Genomic DNA, 15,050 nt, shown 5'->3' with positions numbered 1-15,050 from the left:
GGACGAATCACATGAAGAAGTTGCTGCTTGCCGCATCGTTCCTGGCGCTAGCCGCTGCCCAAGCCACGAATGCCGCAGGCCCGCCGCCTTTCGATACGATAGCGCCGGTCGCCTATATGGAGGACCTGTCCTCGGGCGCGGTGCTCTACGCCAAGGATGCCGACCGGCGCATGCCGCCGGCGTCGATGGCGAAGATGATGACCGTCTATGTCGCCTTCGACCTGATCAAGAAGGGCCAGCTCAAGCTCGACCAGCAGATCGAGGTTCAGCCCGAGACCTGGAAGAAGTGGCACTCGCAGGGCTCGACCATGTTCCTGGCAGTGGGCGAGAAGCCGACTGTCTCGGACCTGCTCAAGGGCATCGTCACGCTGTCCGGCAACGATGCCTGCGTCGTGCTGGCCGAGGGCATTTCGGGCACCGAGGAAGCCTTTGTCCAGCGGATGAACGAGCAGGGCAAGCGCCTAGGCCTGACCAACAGCCATTTCGGCACGTCGAACGGCTGGCCCGACGAGGGCCGCACCTATGTGACCGCGCGCGACCTGGCGCATCTCGCCGCCGCGACGATCAAGGATCATCCGGACCTCTACAAGCAGTTCTATTCGCTCCCCAGCTTCACCTGGGGCAAGACGCTGGGCGCCGGCGCCGACATCAGTCAGGCGAACCGCGACCCGCTGCTCGGGCGCGTGCAGGGCGCCGACGGCCTCAAGACCGGGCACACCGAGGAGGCCGGCTATGGCTTCACCGGCTCGGCAGAGCAGAATGGCCGCCGCCTCGTCATGGTCGTTGCCGGCCTCACCACCTACAACGGCCGCGCCGATGAATCGGTGAAGTTCATGAACTGGGGCTTCCGCGCCTGGCAGGCCAAGGCGCTGGTCAAGAAGGGCCGCAAGGTCGGCGAGGTGCAGGTGCAGGGCGGGACCGCCGGTAGCGTCGGCGTCGTCGCGCCGCGCGATCTGACTGCCACCGTGCCTTCGGGCACTGCGCCCGAGATGCAGGGCCGCATCGTCTATAACGGTCCGGTCCAGGCGGGCTTCAAGGCAGGCGATCATATCGCCGACCTCGTCATTGATTCGCCGGGCCTGCCGTCTCAGACCGTGCCGCTGGTCGCCGAGAAGGACGTCGCCGAGGCCGGCTTCTTCGGGCGCGCCTGGCGCGGCTTCTGGTCGCTGTTCGGAGCGTAAGACCCGTCATCCCGGCGAAGGCCGGGATTGGGTGCCGCTCTTTTCCCGCCTTCGCCCGAGACCCCGGCTTTCGCCGGGGTGAGGGTTATGGCTAAGGTGACGCCATGCCCCTGATCGGCAACGAACCTGCCCGTGAGGCACTCGCCGCCGCCATGCGGAACGGCAACCTGCACCATGCCTGGCTGATCGCCGGGCCCGAAGGCGTGGGGAAGGGGAGTTTCGCCCGGCAGGCGGCGCTGCGCCTGCTCGCCGAGGCGGCGGGGCGCGACCACCTCGCCCCGGGCTGGGAAGTTCCGGCCGAAAGCCAGACGGTCCATCTGGTCGAGGCGGGCGCGCACCCCGATTATCGCGAGCTGGTCCGCCTGCCCAAGGATCCGGACAAGCCCGACGAGGCGCTGGCCCGTTCGATCACCATCGCGCAGGTCCGCTCGCTCCAGGCGCTGTTCGCGACCAAGCCGAGCTTCTCGTCGCGCCGCGTCATCGTGATCGACGCGATCGACGATCTCGAGCGCGGCGGCGCCAATGCGCTGCTCAAGAACCTAGAGGAGCCGCCTGCGGGCACGATCTTCCTGCTGGTGAGCCATGCGCCGGGGCGGCTGCTGCCGACGATCCGCTCGCGCTGCCGGCTGTTGCGCTTCGAGGCGCTGCCCGATGCCGATGTCGCGCATATCCTGCGCAGCCATATTCCCGAGGCCAACAGCGACGAGATCGCGGCGCTGGTGAAGGCCGGGGAGGGTTCGCCCGGCCGCGCGCTCGGCTTTGCAGGGCTCGACATCGCCGCGCTCGAAAGCGAGATGGTCGCGCTGGCCGAGACCGGCGACCCGTCCAACATGATCCGCAGCCGGCTGGCAAAGCTGCTCGGCGCCAAGGCCGCGCAGCCACGCTACGAAGCGTTCCTGGAGCGGGCGCCGAGCTTCATCGCCGAGCGAGCCCGGCCATTGTCGGGCGACGCCCTGAAGATCGCGCTCGATGCCTATGCCGCCGCGCGCGAGCTGGGCGGGGCCGCGACCGGGCTCTCGCTCGATGCCTCGGCGACGGTGTTCGAGATGGGCGGCATCCTCGCCCGGCTCGGGCGCGCTTAACGCCGCCTTAGGCAAGCTGGGTTATTCCGGCCCCGAAACAGGGGATCGGACATGAGCGCAATCACCGGCATTACCGGCATCGATACCAGCGGCACCCCGACTTCGGGCGCAGCGGCCAGCAACGGATCGAGCGACCTGAACTTCGACGCCATCCTGGAGGCGTTCAAGAAGGCCGCCAGCGAGACGCCCGAGGAGCGCGCCCGCGACGCGGTGCTCAAGAAGCACGATCTATCCGAGGAGGACTACAAGAAGCTCCCACCCAAGGAGAAGGAAGCGATCGACAAGGAGATCGCCGAGGCGGTGCGCAAGGTGCACGAGCGCAAGACCGGCGTGGCGATCGGCGATGCGCCGGTGCCGACGGAGAAGCTGTTCGGCTAAGCCTTACTTCTCCCCCCAGCCCAGCAGTTCGTTGGGATCGGGCGAGTCCTCCATGTAGAGCGGCTTGCTCGGCTTCTTGCTCTTCTTCTCGATGATCGGGTCGTAGGCGGCCTCGCCGCCCTTCTTGTTGAGCTTCATCTCGCGTGTGATGTAGTCGCCGGTGAGCAGGTTCCAGCTGATCTCGGAGCCGTCATGCGCATAGGTGCGGCTGTAAAGCGTGGCGTCGAGGCCGATCAGCCGCATGCGGGGCTTGGCGCCAGGGACCAGCCGATAGCGATAGACGCTGTTCACCGCAGTGGTGCCGCCGACCAAGTCGGTGATCTTGAGCACGCCCTTGGCGATCACGACATCGGCCGGGCCAAGCGGATAGCTGTCGAGCTTGAGCGTGCCCACCGGCGTCAGGTCGATATCGACCGGGCTCCGGGTCTGGAGCAGGACCTTCACCGTCCGCGTCTCCTCGCCGCGGCCCACCAGCACGGTATCGATCTGACCGTCGCCGTTGAGGTCTCCGTCGGTGCGGCTCTCCACTTCCTCGCCCTTTTCGAGGAAGGTCTTGATCGCGTCGTCATTGATCGGAGATTTGGTTTGTGCCGCTGCCGGGGTGGCGATCAGCAGTGCTGTGAGTGCCCAGATTCGCATTCCGGTTCTCTCCCAAATCGTCATCCCGGCGAAAGCCGGGATCTCGTGCAGTGGCGCGTATCTGTCGCCTGAGATCCCGGCTTCCGCCGGGATGACGGAAATTATCACGCCCGGCCGAGCATGCATATTGCCACGCGGGCGTTGCCGCTGTCGCGCCCAGCCTCTAGATGCCCGGCATGGCCGACCCCTTCTACATCACCACCGCGATCCACTATCCCAATGGCCGCCCGCATATCGGGCATGCCTATGAGATGATCGCCGCCGACGCGATCGCCCGTTTCCAGCGCCAGCAGGGCCGCGACGTATTCTTCCAGACCGGCACCGACGAGCATGGCCTCAAGATGGTCAAGACGGCGCGCGACCGCGACATGACCGCACGCGAGCTGGCGGACGAGATGTCCGGCTATTTCAGCGAGATGGCCGAGAAGCTCGATATTTCGTGCGATCGTTTCATCCGCACCTCCGAAGCCGATCACTACAAGGCCAGCCAGGCGATCTGGCAGGCGATGGCCGATGCCGGCGACCTGTACCTCGATCGCTACGAGGGCTGGTATTCGGTGCGCGACGAAGCCTTTTACGAAGAGAAGGAACTGGTCGAAGGGGAAGGGGGCGTGAAGCTCTCGCCCCAGGGCACGCCGGTCGAGTGGACCGCCGAGGAGACCTGGTTCTTCAAGCTCTCGAAGTACGAGAAGCCGCTGCTCGAATTCTACGCGGCGAACCCGGACTTCATCCGCCCCGAATCGCGCCGCAACGAGATCCTGCGCTTCGTCGAGGGCGGGCTCGCCGATCTGTCGGTCTCGCGCACCAGCTTCGATTGGGGCGTGCCGGTGCCCGGTTCGCCCGGGCATGTGATGTATGTCTGGGTGGACGCGCTGACCAATTACCTCACCGGCGTGGGCTATCCCGACGACCAGGCACGGCTGGCGAAATATTGGCCGGCGGACATCCATCTGATCGGCAAGGACATTGTTCGCTTCCACACCGTCTATTGGCCGGCCTTCCTGATGTCGGCGAAGATCGCGCTGCCCAAGCAGGTCTTCGGCCACGGCTTCCTGCTCAATCGCGGGGAGAAGATGTCCAAGTCAGTCGGCAACGTCGTCGATCCGATGGCGCTCGCCGAGCTCTACGGCGTCGATGCGCTGCGCTATTTCCTGATGCGCGACGTGAGCTTCGGCAATGACGGCACGTTCAGCGATGAGGCGATCGTCACCCGGGCGAATGCCGACCTGTCGAACAGCTTCGGCAACCTCGCCCAGCGCACGCTCGCCTTCATCGCCAAGAATTGCGAGGGGCATGTCGAGACCGGCCGGGTCGAGGAAGCCGACGGCGTGCTGATCGCCGAAGTGGAGAATGCCTGTGGCGGCTTCATCCGCGCGTTCGAGGACCTCGCGCTCAGCCAGGGTGTAGAGCTGTGGATGGCCGGGGTGTTCGCCTGCAACGCCTATATCGACGCCCAGGCGCCCTGGGGACTGCGCAAGACCGATCCCGAGCGGATGCACGCGGTGCTGAAGACGTTGCTGCGCGCGATCCGACGTCTTGCCGTCACGATCGCGCCGGTGGTGCCGGGTTCGGCCGAGAAGTTGCTCGCGCAGCTCGGGCCGGAAGGCGATGCGGACTTCCGTATCGCGCCGCCGACCCCCATCTTCCCCCGGCTGGAGCTTAAGGAAGAAGCGTGAACCTCGCCGACAGTCACTGCCATCTGATCTACAAGGGCCTGGGCGAGCAGCAGCCCGAGGTGCTGGCACGTGCGCGCGAAGCCGGCGTGGTGGCGATGCTCAACATCTCGACGCGCGAGCGCGAATGGGACGAGGTGATCGCGGTCGCCGAGCGCGAAGCGGACGTCTGGGCCTCGGTGGGCATCCATCCGCATGAGGCGGACGAGCATCCTGACATCGATGCGGCCAAGCTGATCGAGAAGGCGCGGCATCCGCGCGTGGTCGGCATCGGCGAGACCGGGCTCGATTATTATTACGACCATAGCGACCGGGATCGCCAGCGGGCGAGCTTCCGCTCGCATATCGCGGCGTGCCGCGAGACGCAGCTGCCGCTGATCGTCCACACCCGCGATGCCGAGGCGGACACCGCGGAAATCCTGCGCGACGAGATGTGGAAGGGGGCCTTTCCCGGCGTCATCCATTGCTTCACCGCGAGCCGGGAATTCTCCGAGATCGCGCTGGAACTGGGCTTCTACATCTCGATCTCGGGCATCGTGACCTTCAAGAACGCGAAAGATTTGCAGGAAACCGCGGCGCAATTGCCGCTCGACCGCCTGCTGATCGAGACCGATGCGCCCTTCCTCGCGCCGGTGCCGCACCGGGGCAAGACCGGCGAGCCGGCGTTCGTCGCCGATACCTGTCGCTTCCTGGCGCAGCTGCGCGGCGAGGATCCGGAAGTGCTTGCCGAGGCGACACGGGCGAACTTCCACACGCTGTTCGCCAAGACTCGCGCATGAGGATCCGCATCCTCGGCTCCGGCACCTCGTCCGGCGTGCCGCGGATCGGGAATGACTGGGGCAGCTGCGATCCCGCCGAGCCCAGGAATCGCCGCACCCGGGCCTCGGCGCTGGTGTCGACCGAGACTACGCGAATCCTCATCGATACCAGCCCTGATTTCCGCGAGCAGGCATTGGCCGCGGGCTTCACCGATCTCGATGCGGTGATCTGGACGCATGAACATGCCGATCACTGCCACGGCATCGATGACCTGCGGCAGATCATGCATGCGCGGGAAGGCGAGCCGGTGCGCGGCCTCGCCCGGCCCCTGACGCTCGAACGGCTGGGCAGGCGCTTCGACTATGTGTTCAACGGCCGCGCGCTCTACCGTCCGACCGTGGCGATCGAGCCGCTGCCCGATGCAATCACGATCGGCGATATCCATATCCGGGTGACGGACCAGCCGCATGGCGGCATCACGTCGGCGGGCCTGCGTTTCGAAAGTAACGGAAAATCCATAGCTTATTCTATAGATTTCAATGAGATGACGCATGATATGCGGAGTTTGTATAAGGATTTGGACGTCTGGGTGGTCGATTGCCTGCGTGAGGCGCCGCACCCGACCCATGCCGATCTCGGGGCCGTGCTGGGCTGGGTAGGGGAGTTGGCACCGCGCCGCACCTTGCTCGCGCATATGGACAATTCGATGGACTATGCGACGCTGATGGCCACGCTTCCCGCCGGAGTCGAGCCGGGCTTCGACGGCATGGAGGTTTCGGCATGACCGATGACCGTCTGATCCAGCTGCTGCTTCTGCTCGGTGCGCTGATGCTCGCACTGAAGGCCTTGTCCTCGCACCGGATCACAATCCGCGGCCTGGTGCAGACGCTGGTGCTGTGGGGCATTGTCGGCGTGACGATGCTGATCGTGATGAACCACCGCCAGGAACTAGGCGGGTTGCTTGCCACCGCGTCCGAGAAGCTCGGCTATGAGCAGCAGAGCGTCCAGGGCGAAACCGTGCGCATCAAGATGAGCCCGGACGGGCATTTCTGGGCGCGCGTGAAGATCAACGGCGTCGAACGGCGGATGCTGGTCGATAGCGGCGCCACGGTCACGGCGATCTCCGCCGATACCGCCGCAGCCGCAGGCGTGCAGCTTTCGCTGGCGCCGCCGGTGATGATCGAGACCGCCAACGGCACGGTGCAAGCCAAGCCCGCGCGTGCCGATGATGTCGCGATCGGGCCGCTGGCGACGCAGGACCTGCCGCTCGTGGTGGGTGACAGCTTCGGCGACCTCGACGTGCTTGGCATGAACTTCCTGTCGCGGCTCAAATCCTGGCGCGTCGAGAACCGCACGCTGATCCTCGAGCCGGCCAAGCGGCGGGAAGAGAGGGTGCTGCTGCCGACCTCCGGCGATCGCGACTAGATTTTACATAATGTATATTATCGATCTATCGGAAGCGCCCCCTCGAAGGTGTCCCCCCGGGCCCCCTGCCGCAGTTTTCTGCGGTTTTTGAGCGGCTGATCGGAAACCCAGCTTTGCCGATATTGCACGGAACGGCGCCTGCCGTTCCGCCATTGATCTGGTGACGGTCGCGCGTTCCTTGCGGCCGGACCCAGAAAGGAATTGCAATGACGGACGGTATCTCCCTCGCCGGCAAGGTCGCGCTCATCACTGGCGCTGCCGGCGCGATCGGCACCGAGACCGCGGCGCTGATGGCGCAGCGCGGCGCGACGATCGTCGCTGTCGATCGCCCGGGGACCGATTTCGGACCGCTCGAGGCGCGTATTGGCGCCGAGATCCTGACGATCGAAGCCGATGTGACCAGCGAGGAAAGCGTCCGCGCCTATGTCGACAAGGCAATGTGGAAGCATGGCCGGATCGACATCTTCTTCAACAATGCCGGCATCGAAGGCCCGGTGAAGCCGATTCAGGACTATCCGCTCGAGGACTTTCACAAGGTGTTCGCCGTGAACGTCGACGGCGTGTTCCTCGGCCTGAAATATGTGCTGCCGGTGATGATCGCCCAGGGTTCGGGCTCGGTGATCAACTCGTCGAGCGTCGCCGGGCTTTCGGGTGCGCCGGGCATGGCCGGCTATAATTCGAGCAAGCATGCGGTCATCGGGCTGACGCGCGTCGCCGCCGTGGAAGTTGCCGCCAAGGGCGTGCGGGTCAATTGCGTGAACCCGGGCCCGATCCACAGCCGGATGATGGATTCGCTAGACGAAGGCGCCGGCGCGACCGAGGAAGCGCGCGGCAAGGGCGTGCCCGCCGGTCGTTACGGCAAGCCCGAGGAAGTCGCCGGCCTGGTCGCTTTCCTCGCCTCCGACGACGCAACCTATATCAACGGCTCGTTCCACACGGTCGATGGCGGGCTCGACGCCACCGCCTGAGAGCCTTTCCTTCGCGCGGCGGCCTGCCTAGGGTCGCCGCGCATTCCTGGAGGCTCCTGTGACCGACCCTGCTCCCGCCATCGACCGCCTCGTCGCCATCATGGCGCGGCTGCGCGATCCCAAGACCGGCTGCGAATGGGATACGGCCCAGACCTTCGCGACGATCGCACCCTATACGATCGAGGAAGCCTATGAGGTGGCCGACGCGATCGAGCGCGGCGACATGGATGACCTGAAGGACGAACTCGGCGACCTGCTGCTCCAGGTGGTGTTCCACAGCCGCATGGCCGAGGAAGCCGGCGACTTCGTGCTGGCGGATGTCGCCAACGCGATCAGCGACAAGATGGAGCGCCGCCACCCGCACATCTTCCTGGGGGCCAGCGAGGGCGGCCATCACCTATGGGAACAAATCAAGGCCGCGGAGCGGGGCGCCAAGGGACATGAAAGCGCACTGGATGGCGTGGCGGTGGGCCTCCCCGCCCTGCTCCGCGCCGAAAAGCTCCAGAAGCGCGCCGCCCGTACCGGCTTCGACTGGCCCGACCCCAGCGGCGCCCGCGCCAAGATCGACGAGGAACTGGCCGAGGTCGAAGCGGCGGCGTTACCGGCGGAGATCGAGGAGGAAGTCGGCGACCTGCTGTTCGCGGTGGTCAACTGGGCTCGCAAGCTTGGGGTGGATCCCGAAGCTGCGCTGCGGGCCGCAAACGGAAAATTCGAGAAGCGTTTCAAGGCGATGGAAGCCGAAGCTGGTGACATGTTCGAAGCGCTGGACCTGGATGCCAAGGAAGCGCTCTGGGTAAAGGCGAAGTCGTTGTGAGAGAGAAAATCAAGCTCACGCCGCAGGGCACGCAGTGGACGGCACAGTTCGCCGTGGCCTCCGAGCTATGCAAGCTCGGGTGCGAAGTAGCGTTCACAATGGGCAATTGCACACCGTTGGCAGACTTGATGGTGATGGCGCCGAACGGTGCCAAGTTCCTTATCGACGTGAAGGGACAATCAACACGCAACTTTTGGCGGATCAAAGCAAAAGTCCAACGCGACGACCTATATTACGTCCTTGCCTATGTCGGCGATGCGAAATGCAACCGGCTGTTCCCCATGAGTCAGGCAACGCTGCTTGGCCTGATGGAGCGATACCAGAATAGCGGCGTCAAATATGACGAGCGCTTCTCCGGCTTCAATTGGGGCGACGCGTTGCCGTTCGAAAATGCCTGGCAGGAGCTGCCGCTCTAGAATCCAGCCTCAGCCCCGCGTCAGGAACCGCTCGTAGTCCCGCGGCGCCATCCGCACTTCATAGACCGCCCGCTCGCCGTCCAGGCCCTGCTCGAGCACTTCGCCATGCTGGTGGAGCCAGGCTGCTGCGGCGCCGTCGGCAGGGTCGAGGTGGAGCGTGTAGCGGCGATGCCCTTCGGTGAGGCGCGCAGCGACAGCTGCGATGAGTGCCCCCACCCCTTCCCCCGTCACTGCTGACACCGGCATGACGTCCTCGCGCTTGGCGGCTTCCGCAAGCAAGTCGTCACGGCGCTCGTCGTCGAGCAGGTCGATCTTGTTCCAGGCTTCGAAGCGCGGCGTGCTTTCCGCCACGCCGATCTCGGCCAGCACCTTCTCGACATCGTCCTTCTGCGCCTCGCTGTCCGGATGGGCGACATCGCGGACATGGATCAGCAGGTCGGCCGAGACGACCTCTTCCAGCGTCGCCTTGAAGGCGGCGACGAGCTGGGTGGGCAGTTCGGAGACGAAGCCCACCGTGTCGGACAGGATCGCCTTGTCGATGCCGGGGAGCGAAATCTGGCGCAGCGTAGGATCGAGCGTGGCGAAGAGTAGATTCTCCGCCATGACGTCACTTCCGGTCAGCCGATTGAAAAGCGTGGACTTTCCGGCGTTAGTATAGCCGACCAGCGCGATGATTGGCCAGGGCGCGCGCTGGCGGCGGTCGCGGTGGAGCGTACGCGTGCGGCTGACCGAATCGAGTTCGCGGCGCAGGCGTGCCATGCGGTCGCGGATCAGCCGGCGGTCGGCCTCGATCTGGGTTTCGCCCGGGCCGCCTAGGAAGCCGAAGCCGCCGCGCTGGCGCTCGAGGTGGGTCCAGCTGCGTACCAGGCGGCCTGCCTGGTAATCGAGATGCGCCAGTTCGACCTGAAGCCGGCCCTCGGCGGTGCGGGCGCGCTCGCCGAAAATCTCGAGGATCAGGCCGGTGCGATCGATCACCTTGCAGCCGAGCCCGGTCTCGAGGTTGCGCTGCTGGACCGGCGTGAGGCTCGCATCGAACACGGCGAGCGTCAGTTCCTTGTCGCGCACGGTCTCGGCGAGCGCTTCGACCTGGCCCGAGCCGATCAGCGTGCCGGGCTTGGGCGCGCGGATGCGTAGCGGTACCCGCTCGACCACGTCGACGCCGATCGCGGCGGCAAGGCCCGCCGTCTCCTCCAGACGCGCCTCGGCATCGCGCGAGCTGCCGCCAAGGTCCGGATAGACCACGACCGCTCGCGCGCCCCGGGTGAACTCGTCGGGATCGCGCTCGAAACCGGTGCTCATGCAGTCACTCAGTCGTCGCTATTCTGTTCCTCGGCGAGGTTCAGCGGGTGCGCCGGCTGGATCGTCGAGACAGCATGCTTATAGACCAGCTGGGCCATGCCCTCGCGCTGGAGCAGCATGCAGAACAGGTCGAAGGCCGCGATCTGGCCCTGGAGCATCACACCATTGACCAGGAACATCGTGACATTTTCCTGCTGGCGGCGAACCGCGTTGAGGAAAATCTCCTGCAATACCGGGTTCTTGGACTGATATTCTCCCACCGCTTCTAGGAGCGGAGCGAGATCTACCGGGCCCGATGGCATGATCGTGGAGATCGCGTGCTTGTAGATGAGCTGCGACTGGCCGTCGCGGCGGAGCAGCACCGAAAAATTGTCGAACCAGGTTACGATGCCCTGGAGCTTGACGCCCTTGACGAGGAACATCGTGACCGGGGTCTTCGACCGGCGCAGCGAGTTGAGGAACAGATCCTGAAGCGAGGTCTGCTTTTCGGCCATCGTTCGTGACTCTCTTTGTTGGCGGGAGTTTCCCCGCTTTGGCGCCGTTCTCTGGCGTCGGATGCGCGAGCCCGTCCGGCACGCAGCGCGCCCTTTTATGCTCTGAGCGCCGAATCGTCCAGCGGGGGTTTGTTTCCAACAATTGCCGGGAATTGCAGTATCGCCGTCATCGCGGCGAAAGCCGCGATCTCGTGCGGCTCCTCCCGCCATCGCCTGAGATCCCGGCTTTCGCCGCGATGACGATCAGGGCGCAAAGGCGGGCCTCTCTATTCCTCCCGGCTGTCGGTGATGCCGAGCAGCTTCAGCTTCCGGTGCAGCGCCGAGCGCTCCATGCCGATGAAGCTCGCGGTGCGCGAGATGTTACCCGAGAAACGGCGGATCTGGACGCGGAGATATTCGCGCTCGAAGCTCTCGCGCGCTTCCTTGAGCGGGGCGCCCATGATCGCGCTGGCACCGACATTGCCGCCGGTCTCCGTCGGCCGGCCGAGCACCTCGGGGGGCAGCAGGTCGAGGTCGATCCGGCCGATCCGGTCACCCGGCGCCAGGATCACGGTGCGCTCGACCACGTTGCGGAGCTGGCGGACATTGCCCGGCCATTCATAGCTCTGCAGCGCCACCATCGCGTCGGGCGCGATCTCGGGCGTCGGCACGCGGCGCTCATTGGCGTAGTGGGCGACGAAGTGCTCGACGAGCACCGGAATGTCCTCGCGGCGATCGGTGAGCGGCGGGATTGTTACCGGCACCACGTTGAGCCGGTAATAGAGGTCCTCGCGGAAGCGGCCCTCGGCGATCTCGCCCATCAGGTCGCGCGCGGTGGCCGAGACCACCCGGACATCGACCTTGACCACGCGGGTGCCGCCGACGCGGGTGAAGCTCTGGTCGGTCAGCACGCGCAGGATGCGCGCCTGGGTGGCGACCGGCATATCGGCGATCTCGTCGAGGAACAGCGTGCCGCCATGCGCCTGTTCGAGCAGGCCGGTGCGGACCAGGTCCCCGCCCTCCTCGACGCCGAACAGCTCTTCCTCGACGCGCTCGGGCTGCATCCGCGCGGCGCTGACGATGACGAAGGGCGCGGCGGCGCGTTGGCTCCAGCCATGGAGCAGCCGGGCGGCGACTTCCTTGCCGGTGCCGGCGCTGCCGGTGATCAGCACGCGGCTGCCTGTAGAGGCGACCCGCTTGAGCGTGGCGCGCACCGTGTTGATCGCACCGGACTGGCCGGTCAGGTCTTCCTCGCGGCCGATCGAGGCCCGCAACGACGCGACTTCGCGGCGCAGCCGCTCGGTCTCGGTCGCGCGCTCGACGAGGAACAACAGGCGTTCTGCCTCGAACGGCTTCTCGATGAAGTCCGAGGCGCCGCGGCGGATCGCGGCGACCGCGGTATCGAGATTGCCGTGCCCCGAGATCACCAGAACCGGGATCGAGGGATCGCGGCGCTTGATCTCGTCGAGGATCTCGAGCCCGTCGAGCTTCGAGCCGTGCAGCCAAACGTCGAGCAGCACCAGGCTGGGGCGCCGTTCCGCGATGGCCTCCAGCGCCTCGTCGCTGTTGGCGGCGCCGCGCGTCGAATAGCCTTCGTCCTCCAGGACGCCGGCGACCAGTTCACGGATGTCGCGCTCATCGTCGACGACCAGGATATCGAGGCTCATGACTTGGAACTTCCAGTACGGGTAAGCACGGCGGGGCGCGGCTCGTCGCCGCTCTCGCCTTCGGGGGAGCTCACCATTTCGGCGAGCTGATCGGTGTCGAAGCAGATCGTCACCAGCGTCCCGCCGCCGGGGCGGTCGGAGAAGTTGATGGTGCCGAAATGCTCCTCGACGATCTTCTTCACGATCGCGAGGCCAAGGCCGGTGCCGCGGCTGCGCGTCGTCATATAGGGCTCGACGATCCGGTCGCGCTCGACCGGCAGGCCGATGCCGTTATCGGCCAGTGTCAGGGTAATCCTGCCTTCGGTTTCGGGATGGATCGTCATGACGATCTCGCCCCGTGGAAGGGCCTCCCCCTCCCCGCGTGCTTCAATCGCCTCAACCGCGTTCTTCACAATATTTGTGAAGGCCTGGCCGATCTGACGGCGATCGCAGATCAGGCCCGGCGCGGGATCGGGTGCGTCCATCTCGAAGCGGACCGTGGGATGTGCGACTTCGTGGAGGAACATCGCCTGGCGCGCGATGTCGAGCAGCGATTCCTGGCGGAACATCGGCTTGGGCATGCGCGCGAAGGACGAGAATTCGTCGACCATCCGGCGTAGATCGCCGACCTGGCGGACAATCGTGTCGGTCAGCTGGGCGAAGGTGCCGTCCTCGGGCTCGATCTTCTTGCCGTAGCGGCGCTTGAGGCGCTCCGCGGCGAGCTGGATCGGCGTTAGCGGATTCTTGATCTCGTGGGCGATGCGGCGGGCGACATCGGACCAAGCGGCGCGGCGCTGGTCGTTGAGCTGCTGCGTGATGTCGTCGAAGGTGAGCACCTGGCCCGCCTCGTCGCTGGTGACCTTCACGGCGAGCGTGCGTGCATCGCCGCCGGTGCCGAGCTGGATCACGGCCTCGCGATCGCCGGTGTCGAGCAGGTCGTTGAGCTCCGGCGCCAGTTCGGCGAGCGGATGGCCGACCAGCTCTTGCTCACCCTGGTGGAGCAGCGCGATCGCCGACTCGTTGATCAGGCGGACGTTGCGCTGCGAATCGATCGAGATGACGCCGGCCGAGACGCCTGACATCACCGCTTCGATCAGCACGCGGCGACTTTCGAGCTGGGCGTTGGCGGTACGTAGTGCACCGGTCTGCTGCTCGAGCCGCTCAGTCATGCCGTTGAAGGCACCGCTGAGGGTGCTGATCTCGTCGCCGGTCTGCGGGATGTCGACCCGCGCGGTGAGGTCGCCGCCAGCGACGCGACGGGCTGCGGTAACCAGTTCCTCGACCGGCTTCACCAGGCGATCGGCCACGGCCAGCGCGATCCAGGTGGCGATGCTGACGATCAGCAGCGCGACGCCGAACAGCACCGCGTTGAACTGAAGCTGGAGTGCGCGCGATCGCGCCTGGAGGGCGTTGAATTCGGACAGGATCCGATCGGTGCCCGAGACCTGGCGGTTCATGAAACCGACGTTCACCGAGTTGGCGACGTAGAGGAAGATGTTGCGCGAGCGGTCGATCGGGGTGACGACCCATTGCTTCTGGGCGTCGAAATTCGTGTAGCTCTGCTCGTCGCGCAACAGGTTGAGGACCTGCCCGGAAACCCGTGCGGCGAAGACGTTCGCCGCCGGCGGCTCCCAAGTGTACATCGATTCGACCTGCTTGCCGTCGACGACGCGGAACACCACTGCCTCGTCGAACGAGCGGTAATAGACCTGTTCGAGGAACTTGCGCTGGAAGGCGGGCGAATCCTTCGGCACCGTCGGGAAGAATTCGAGCAGATCGCCGACCATGGTGCGGGCTTCACCGGCCCAGCGATCGGCGACAAGGCCCCGCCCTTCCTTGGCGAGGTTGGTGGTGGCCTCAAACGCGCCGCGAGCGCGTTCCGAGCCCCAGAGCTGTACGCCGGACTGGAACATCACCGATGCCGCGATCACGGTCAGCACGATCGGGATGCTCGCCATCAGCGTGAACACCGCGACGAGGCGGACATGGAGGCGCCCGCCGCCGGCCAGCGCCGACTTGGCGGCGCGGTGGATGGCGATGCGGCGGCCGATCAGCACGATCAGCGCAACATAGGGCAGCAGGTTCGCGAGCAGCAGCGATGCCGCGACACCGGGATTGAACACCTGGTGCGAGAAATTGCGGACGAACAGGAAGGTCGCCACCGGCGTGGCCACGGCCATCGCGACGACCACGATCTCGAGGATCTGGATGGCCGAGAACCCCCGCTTCTGGGCGGAGGCCACATTCAGGGGCTCGGCGGTGACGGCATCCATCGCGGCCAAGCTAGACCGGGATTG

15 protein-coding genes are annotated in these 15,050 nt (G+C 65.8%); 10 read left to right on the top strand and 5 right to left on the bottom strand.

From position 1 onward, the window contains the following. Positions 1-11 precede the first annotated feature (11 nt). From P6144_RS04815 to P6144_RS04805, 3 genes are all read left to right on the top strand, one after another. On the top strand, positions 12-1,181 hold the full coding sequence (locus P6144_RS04815) for a D-alanyl-D-alanine carboxypeptidase family protein (protein ID WP_277766567.1): 1,170 nt from the start codon (positions 12-14) through the stop codon (positions 1,179-1,181). A gap of 104 nt (positions 1,182-1,285) precedes the next feature. Next, entirely contained in the window at positions 1,286-2,263 is a 978-nt protein-coding gene (locus P6144_RS04810) for a DNA polymerase III subunit delta' (RefSeq protein WP_277766566.1), read from the top strand. Positions 2,264-2,314: 51 nt separating this feature from the next. After that, entirely contained in the window at positions 2,315-2,641 is a 327-nt protein-coding gene (locus tag P6144_RS04805) for a hypothetical protein (RefSeq protein ID WP_277766565.1), read from the top strand. 3 nt (positions 2,642-2,644) lie between these two features. Here the strand turns inward: P6144_RS04805 and P6144_RS04800 are convergent, their stop codons facing one another. Further along, the gene (locus P6144_RS04800; RefSeq protein ID WP_277766564.1) at positions 2,645-3,280 is read right to left on the bottom strand and encodes a hypothetical protein; all 636 of its coding nucleotides are present in this window, start codon (positions 3,278-3,280) and stop codon (positions 2,645-2,647) included. A 176-nt stretch (positions 3,281-3,456) separates the two neighbouring features. Between P6144_RS04800 and metG the strand changes: the two genes are divergently transcribed. From metG to P6144_RS04765, 7 genes are all read left to right on the top strand, one after another. Next, positions 3,457-4,956, top strand: a complete 1,500-nt coding sequence (gene metG, locus P6144_RS04795) for a methionine--tRNA ligase (protein WP_277766563.1) — start codon at positions 3,457-3,459, stop codon at positions 4,954-4,956. Beyond that, positions 4,953-5,732 carry a TatD family hydrolase gene (locus P6144_RS04790; RefSeq protein WP_277766562.1) on the top strand — a complete coding sequence of 260 codons (780 nt, stop codon included), beginning with the start codon at positions 4,953-4,955 and terminating at the stop codon, positions 5,730-5,732. Before metG ends, P6144_RS04790 begins: the two co-directional genes overlap by 4 nt. Then, on the top strand, positions 5,729-6,496 hold the full coding sequence (locus tag P6144_RS04785; protein WP_277766561.1) for an MBL fold metallo-hydrolase: 768 nt from the start codon (positions 5,729-5,731) through the stop codon (positions 6,494-6,496). The genes P6144_RS04790 and P6144_RS04785 overlap by 4 nt, the downstream gene beginning before the upstream one ends. Next, positions 6,493-7,137: a TIGR02281 family clan AA aspartic protease gene (locus P6144_RS04780; RefSeq protein ID WP_277766560.1), complete on the top strand. Its 645-nt coding sequence runs from the start codon at positions 6,493-6,495 to the stop codon at positions 7,135-7,137. The genes P6144_RS04785 and P6144_RS04780 overlap by 4 nt, the downstream gene beginning before the upstream one ends. A gap of 206 nt (positions 7,138-7,343) precedes the next feature. Then, the gene (locus tag P6144_RS04775) at positions 7,344-8,105 is read left to right on the top strand and encodes an SDR family oxidoreductase (protein WP_277766559.1); all 762 of its coding nucleotides are present in this window, start codon (positions 7,344-7,346) and stop codon (positions 8,103-8,105) included. A 58-nt stretch (positions 8,106-8,163) separates the two neighbouring features. Then, a complete protein-coding gene (mazG, locus tag P6144_RS04770) occupies positions 8,164-8,919 on the top strand; it encodes a nucleoside triphosphate pyrophosphohydrolase (RefSeq protein ID WP_277766558.1) in 756 nt (251 codons plus the stop codon). Continuing rightward, positions 8,916-9,335 (top strand): hypothetical protein, encoded by a 420-nt coding sequence (locus P6144_RS04765; protein WP_277766557.1) that lies wholly within the window; start codon positions 8,916-8,918, stop codon positions 9,333-9,335. The genes mazG and P6144_RS04765 overlap by 4 nt, the downstream gene beginning before the upstream one ends. Positions 9,336-9,344: 9 nt before the next feature. Here P6144_RS04765 and hflX read toward each other — a convergent pair whose 3' ends face one another. Genes hflX through P6144_RS04745 form a run of 4 tightly spaced genes read right to left on the bottom strand, consistent with a single transcriptional unit; the run spans position 9,345 to position 15,026 of the window. Then, on the bottom strand, positions 9,345-10,634 hold the full coding sequence (hflX, locus tag P6144_RS04760; RefSeq protein ID WP_277766556.1) for a GTPase HflX: 1,290 nt from the start codon (positions 10,632-10,634) through the stop codon (positions 9,345-9,347). Between the two features lie 8 nt (positions 10,635-10,642). Beyond that, positions 10,643-11,338, bottom strand: coding sequence for an RNA chaperone Hfq (gene hfq, locus P6144_RS04755; RefSeq protein ID WP_277766555.1), 696 nt, complete (start codon positions 11,336-11,338; stop codon positions 10,643-10,645). A gap of 56 nt (positions 11,339-11,394) precedes the next feature. After that, on the bottom strand, positions 11,395-12,774 hold the full coding sequence (locus P6144_RS04750; RefSeq protein WP_277766554.1) for a sigma-54 dependent transcriptional regulator: 1,380 nt from the start codon (positions 12,772-12,774) through the stop codon (positions 11,395-11,397). After that, on the bottom strand, positions 12,771-15,026 hold the full coding sequence (locus P6144_RS04745; protein WP_277766553.1) for an ATP-binding protein: 2,256 nt from the start codon (positions 15,024-15,026) through the stop codon (positions 12,771-12,773). Before P6144_RS04745 ends, P6144_RS04750 begins: the two co-directional genes overlap by 4 nt. Positions 15,027-15,050 lie beyond the last annotated feature (24 nt).

Source organism: Sphingomonas sp. HITSZ_GF (genome assembly GCF_029543155.1).
Classification (GTDB): domain Bacteria; phylum Pseudomonadota; class Alphaproteobacteria; order Sphingomonadales; family Sphingomonadaceae; genus Sphingomonas.
Note: the sequence above shows the minus strand (reverse complement) of the source record. Positions and strands in the feature narration are given on the sequence as shown.

Bases quoted from the DNA above. Each gene is read 5' to 3' on its own strand.
- metG (WP_277766563.1), top strand. From the start codon at position 3,457: ATGGCCGACCCCTTCTACATCACCACCGCGATCCACTATCCCAATGGC.
- P6144_RS04745 (WP_277766553.1), bottom strand. From the start codon at position 15,026: ATGGATGCCGTCACCGCCGAGCCCCTGAATGTGGCCTCCGCCCAGAAG.
- P6144_RS04785 (WP_277766561.1), top strand. From the start codon at position 5,729: ATGAGGATCCGCATCCTCGGCTCCGGCACCTCGTCCGGCGTGCCGCGG.
- hfq (WP_277766555.1), bottom strand. From the start codon at position 11,338: ATGGCGGGAGGAGCCGCACGAGATCGCGGCTTTCGCCGCGATGACGGC.
- P6144_RS04775 (WP_277766559.1), top strand. From the start codon at position 7,344: ATGACGGACGGTATCTCCCTCGCCGGCAAGGTCGCGCTCATCACTGGC.
- P6144_RS04780 (WP_277766560.1), top strand. From the start codon at position 6,493: ATGACCGATGACCGTCTGATCCAGCTGCTGCTTCTGCTCGGTGCGCTG.
- P6144_RS04750 (WP_277766554.1), bottom strand. From the start codon at position 12,774: ATGAGCCTCGATATCCTGGTCGTCGACGATGAGCGCGACATCCGTGAA.
- P6144_RS04810 (WP_277766566.1), top strand. From the start codon at position 1,286: ATGCCCCTGATCGGCAACGAACCTGCCCGTGAGGCACTCGCCGCCGCC.
- hflX (WP_277766556.1), bottom strand. From the start codon at position 10,634: ATGAGCACCGGTTTCGAGCGCGATCCCGACGAGTTCACCCGGGGCGCG.
- P6144_RS04800 (WP_277766564.1), bottom strand. From the start codon at position 3,280: ATGCGAATCTGGGCACTCACAGCACTGCTGATCGCCACCCCGGCAGCG.
- P6144_RS04805 (WP_277766565.1), top strand. From the start codon at position 2,315: ATGAGCGCAATCACCGGCATTACCGGCATCGATACCAGCGGCACCCCG.
- P6144_RS04815 (WP_277766567.1), top strand. From the start codon at position 12: ATGAAGAAGTTGCTGCTTGCCGCATCGTTCCTGGCGCTAGCCGCTGCC.